Origin of the sequence: Arthrobacter sp. HMWF013, assembly GCF_003061105.1 — a bacterium.
Lineage (GTDB): Bacteria > Actinomycetota > Actinomycetes > Actinomycetales > Micrococcaceae > Arthrobacter.
The window spans coordinates 1-3,843 of record NZ_QAIQ01000553.1; the positions used below are offsets into that span (position 1 = coordinate 1).

The following is a 3,843-nucleotide window of genomic DNA, read 5'->3' on the forward strand; positions in this document are numbered from 1 at the left end:
TAGGGTAGTGTTGATCAAGCGACGCGGGGTGGAGCAGTTCGGTAGCTCGCTGGGCTCATAACCCAGAGGTCACAGGTTCAAATCCTGTCCCCGCAACCATGTGAAAAGACCCCGACCGGCAGTTATGCCGGCCGGGGTCTTCTTTTTGCCCGATGACTACCGGTTCCTAGTATTCTCGTTCGCAGAGCCTCACATTTGAGCACTGGTCAGTCATTCTCGAGAGGAATGTTGTTCGATGTCCACACCCACGAAGAAGCCCGGCTCAGCGACGGGCAAGCGGTCCCGACTCTACTGGGGTGTTCCCGCAGTTCTCGTGGCATTGGTGCTGGTGGTCCTGCTCGCCAAGTGGCTGACGGGCCTTCCGGCAGTGCAGTCCTTCCTCGCTGAGTACCCCGGCCACTCTGAACTTCCCGAAGCCGCGCCCGTCGGATTTCCGGCCTGGCTGGCCTGGCAGCACTTCCTCAATGCGTTCTTCCTGTTGCTCATCATCAGGACCGGCTGGCAGGTGCGGACCACCACACGCCCCAGCGGGCACTGGACGCGTAACAACAAAGGGCTGATCAAGACCAAGAACCCGCCCACCAAAATCACGTTGGAACTTTGGTTCCACCTGACGCTGGACGTCCTCTGGATCCTCAACGGCCTGGTGTTCGCCGTCCTGCTGTTTGCGACCGGTCAGTGGATGCGGATCGTGCCCACCAGCTGGGATGCCATCCCCAATGCGCTTTCCGCAGCCCTCCAGTACGCCTCGCTGAACTGGCCCACAGACAACGGCTGGGTCAACTACAACGCGCTGCAGTTGCTGACCTACTTCGCAACGGTCTTCATTGCCGCGCCGCTGGCATTCATCTCCGGGATCCGGACCTCACCGGCCTGGCCCAAAAAAGCAGCTGCCCTGAACAAGGCGTACCCGATGGAACTGGCGAGGGCCATCCATTTCCCGGTGATGATCTACTTCGTCGCGTTCATTGTGGTGCACGTGTTCCTGGTGCTCGCCACGGGTGCCCTGCGGAACCTCAACCACATGTACGGCGTCAACGACGGCGACGGCTGGCTCGGCTTCTGGGTTTTCCTCGCATCGGTGGTGGTCATGGTGGCGGCCTGGTTCCTGGCACGGCCCATCTTCCTCCGTCCGATTGCCTCCCTGATGGGCAAAGTCAGCCGCTGACCCTCCGGCTGCTTCAGTCCGGAGCGGTGCCGCCCTGGCCGTCCTTCAGCTTCTGGTAGGTGGCAAGGGCACGTTCGCGGGACTCCGGAAGTCCCACCACCGGTTCGGGGTAGCCATGGGTATCGGGCAGCTTCCACGGCTCATGGATGCCCTTGTGGTCCAGGTGCTGGAGCTCGGGTATGAACTCGCGAAGGTAACGGCCCTCGGCGTCGAACTTTTTGCTTTGGGTTACCGGGTTGAAGATCCGGAAGTAGGGTGACGCATCGGCGCCCGAGCCGGCCACCCACTGCCAGTTGGCCGGGTTGCTGGCCGCATCGGCATCCACCAGGGTGTCCCAGAACCAGGCCTCACCCAGCCGCCAGTCGGCCAGCAGGTTTTTGACCAGGAAGGAGGCGGCGGCCATCCGGACCCGGTTATGCATCCAGCCGGTGTTCCAGAGCTGCCGCATCCCCGCGTCAACCAGCGGATACCCGGTCCGGCCCTGCTGCCATGCAGCCAGCTCTGCTTCGGTGGGTTGATGCCATTCGAAGCGGTCGAATTCCGGGCGGTAGTTGCGGGTTGCCAGCTGGGGGTTGACATAGAGCAGCTGCCAGCAGAACTCCCGCCAGCCCAGCTCCGAGCGGAAGATCCCGACGTCGGCGCCCTCCTGGCGTGGGAAGCGGTGCCGGAGCTCGTGCCACACGGTAAACGGACTGATTTCACCGAACCGGAGATGGGGAGAAAGCCGGCTGGTCCCCTCAACGCCCGGGACGTCGCGCCCTGTGCCGTATTCCTGCACTGGCCCGTCCAGGAAGTCCTCCAGCCGGCGGTGCGCCCCGGTCTCTCCGGGTTCCCAGGTTTCCGCCAGGCCGCCGCTCCAGTCGGGGGAGACCGGAAGCAAGGCCCAGTCAGACAGGTCGTCGCTGGCTGCATGCTTTTTTCTGCCGGCGCCGGCAGGGGATGGCAGGTTGTCCGGCCGCTCGAGGGGTTGCCGGGGTTCGCCGGATGAGGTGCAGGCGCGCCAATAGGGCGTAAAGACCTTATAGGGCCCACCGCTGCCTGTGGTGATGGTCCACGGTTCAAAGAGCAGGTTGGCCTGGAAGCTGGCGGCCTCGATGCCATTCTCTGCAGCCCATGCCTTGATGCCGGCGTCCACGGCCCGTTCAGGACCGCCATAGCGGCGGTTCCAGAGTATGTGCCGGGCGCCCGTTTCCTCAGCGAGGGAACGGATCACCGGCTCCGCCGGACCCCGCCGGAGGATGAGCGTGGAACCTTCTGCCGCCAGGGACTCCGCCAAGGACACCAGAGAATGGTGCAGCCACCAGCGGGCTGCGCCTCCAAGGGGACGGATCCCGTCTGATTCCTCATCAAGGATGTAGACCACTGTGAGGGGCAGACCCAGCCCGGCAGCCCGGGACAGGGCTGGATTGTCCTCCAGCCGAAGATCATCACGGAGCCAGACGATTGACGTTTCGGGGGAAGCCATGGTTCAACGCTACACACCTGGACCAGAAGCCGGACACCACCGTGCGGTGCGTTGTGGAGCCTTGTGGTGCCGTGCCGGTCCGGTCCGGACACGGCGAAGGCCGGGGTTCGTCGCAGAACCCCGGCCTTGCGGGCAGCCCAACAGCGGGCCGGAACCTGTTACAGTTTGTCGAAGTCGGCTTCGTCGACAGTGGATTCCGAGCGGGCGGAGTTGCCGGAGGCACCAATGGCCGGCTTGGCTCCACCGGACTTCAGGGCAGCGAGGCGTGCCTCGATTTCAACCTGCTCGCCGAGGTCTTCGAGCTGGTTGAACTGTGCATCCAGGCTGGACGCGGCGAGCTCCTGCTGGCCGCGGACCTTGGCCTCTTCGCGGCGGATCTTCTCTTCGAAGCGGCCCACTTCGCTGGTGGGATCCATGAAGTCGATACTCTTGATGGCATCGTGCACCTGGGACTGTGCCGCGGCCGTCTTGGAGCGGGCCACCAGTTCGTTGCGCTTGCTGGTGAGCTCGTTGAGCTTGCCCTTCATCTGGTCAAGGCCGGTCTTGAGCTTGGCCACCACTTCGCGCTGCGAGGTAATGCTGGGCTCTGCTCCCTTGGCCTCGTTTTCCGCAGACATCTGGCGCTGCAGGGCCACCTTGGCGAGGTTGTCAAACTTCTCGGCGTCAACGCTGTCGCCGCTGGACCGGTATTCATCCGCCTTGCGCGAGGCTGCGAGGGCCTTGTTGCCCCAGTCCTGCGCGTTCTTGACGTCCTCGTTGTAGTCGTCCTCGAGCATCCGGAGGTTTCCGATGGTCTGGGCAACCGCGGACTCAGCCTCCGCGATGTTGTTCGTGTAGTCCCGGACCATCTGGTCCAGCATCTTCTGCGGATCCTCAGCGTTGTCCAGCAAGGTGTTGATGTTTGCCTTTGCAAGCTGTGCGATCCGGCCGAAAATGGACTGCTTAACCATGATGTATACCTTTCGTCCTGCTCAGTGGTGGCCACTGAAATCAGTGAACAGTTGTTGTACCGCTTCTATCCGCCGGAGGGGTTGTACCGGTCCGGCGCCTAGCCTGTGAGGGTCAGAAACTTCCCGAGTCGCCCCCGCCGAAGTCTCCTCCGCCGAAATCGCCTCCACCGAAGCCACCGCCGTCGCCGCCCCAACCGCCGCCATCGCTGTGGCCGCCGCCCCAGCCTGCGCCGCCGCCGCCGTTGAGGATGGAATTGATG

General features: G+C 63.6%; 3 protein-coding genes and 1 tRNA gene. 2 read left to right on the plus strand and 2 right to left on the minus strand.

Features of this window, described 5'->3' with window-relative positions; genetic code table 11:
- Positions 1-22 precede the first annotated feature (22 nt).
- Together DBR22_RS18930 and DBR22_RS18935 are read left to right on the plus strand one after the other, a co-directional pair.
- Positions 23-99: transfer RNA gene (locus tag DBR22_RS18930), tRNA-Met, on the plus strand.
- Between the two features lie 136 nt (positions 100-235).
- Entirely contained in the window at positions 236-1,168 is a 933-nt protein-coding gene (locus tag DBR22_RS18935) for a cytochrome b/b6 domain-containing protein (protein WP_108600270.1), read from the plus strand.
- Between the two features lie 13 nt (positions 1,169-1,181).
- On the opposite strand, the gene DBR22_RS18940 is transcribed toward DBR22_RS18935, so the two are convergent.
- Both DBR22_RS18940 and DBR22_RS18945 read right to left on the minus strand, forming a co-directional pair.
- A complete protein-coding gene (locus DBR22_RS18940) occupies positions 1,182-2,633 on the minus strand; it encodes a cryptochrome/photolyase family protein (RefSeq protein WP_108600271.1) in 1,452 nt (483 codons plus the stop codon).
- Positions 2,634-2,791: 158 nt separating this feature from the next.
- A complete protein-coding gene (locus DBR22_RS18945; protein ID WP_108600272.1) occupies positions 2,792-3,583 on the minus strand; it encodes a PspA/IM30 family protein in 792 nt (263 codons plus the stop codon).
- Positions 3,584-3,843 lie beyond the last annotated feature (260 nt).

What these genes read in the sequence shown, in the direction of transcription:
- DBR22_RS18945 (WP_108600272.1), bottom strand. Translation starts at nt 3,583, where the DNA reads ATGGTTAAGCAGTCCATTTTCGGCCGGATCGCACAGCTTGCAAAGGCA.
- DBR22_RS18935 (WP_108600270.1), top strand. Translation starts at nt 236, where the DNA reads ATGTCCACACCCACGAAGAAGCCCGGCTCAGCGACGGGCAAGCGGTCC.
- DBR22_RS18940 (WP_108600271.1), bottom strand. Translation starts at nt 2,633, where the DNA reads ATGGCTTCCCCCGAAACGTCAATCGTCTGGCTCCGTGATGATCTTCGG.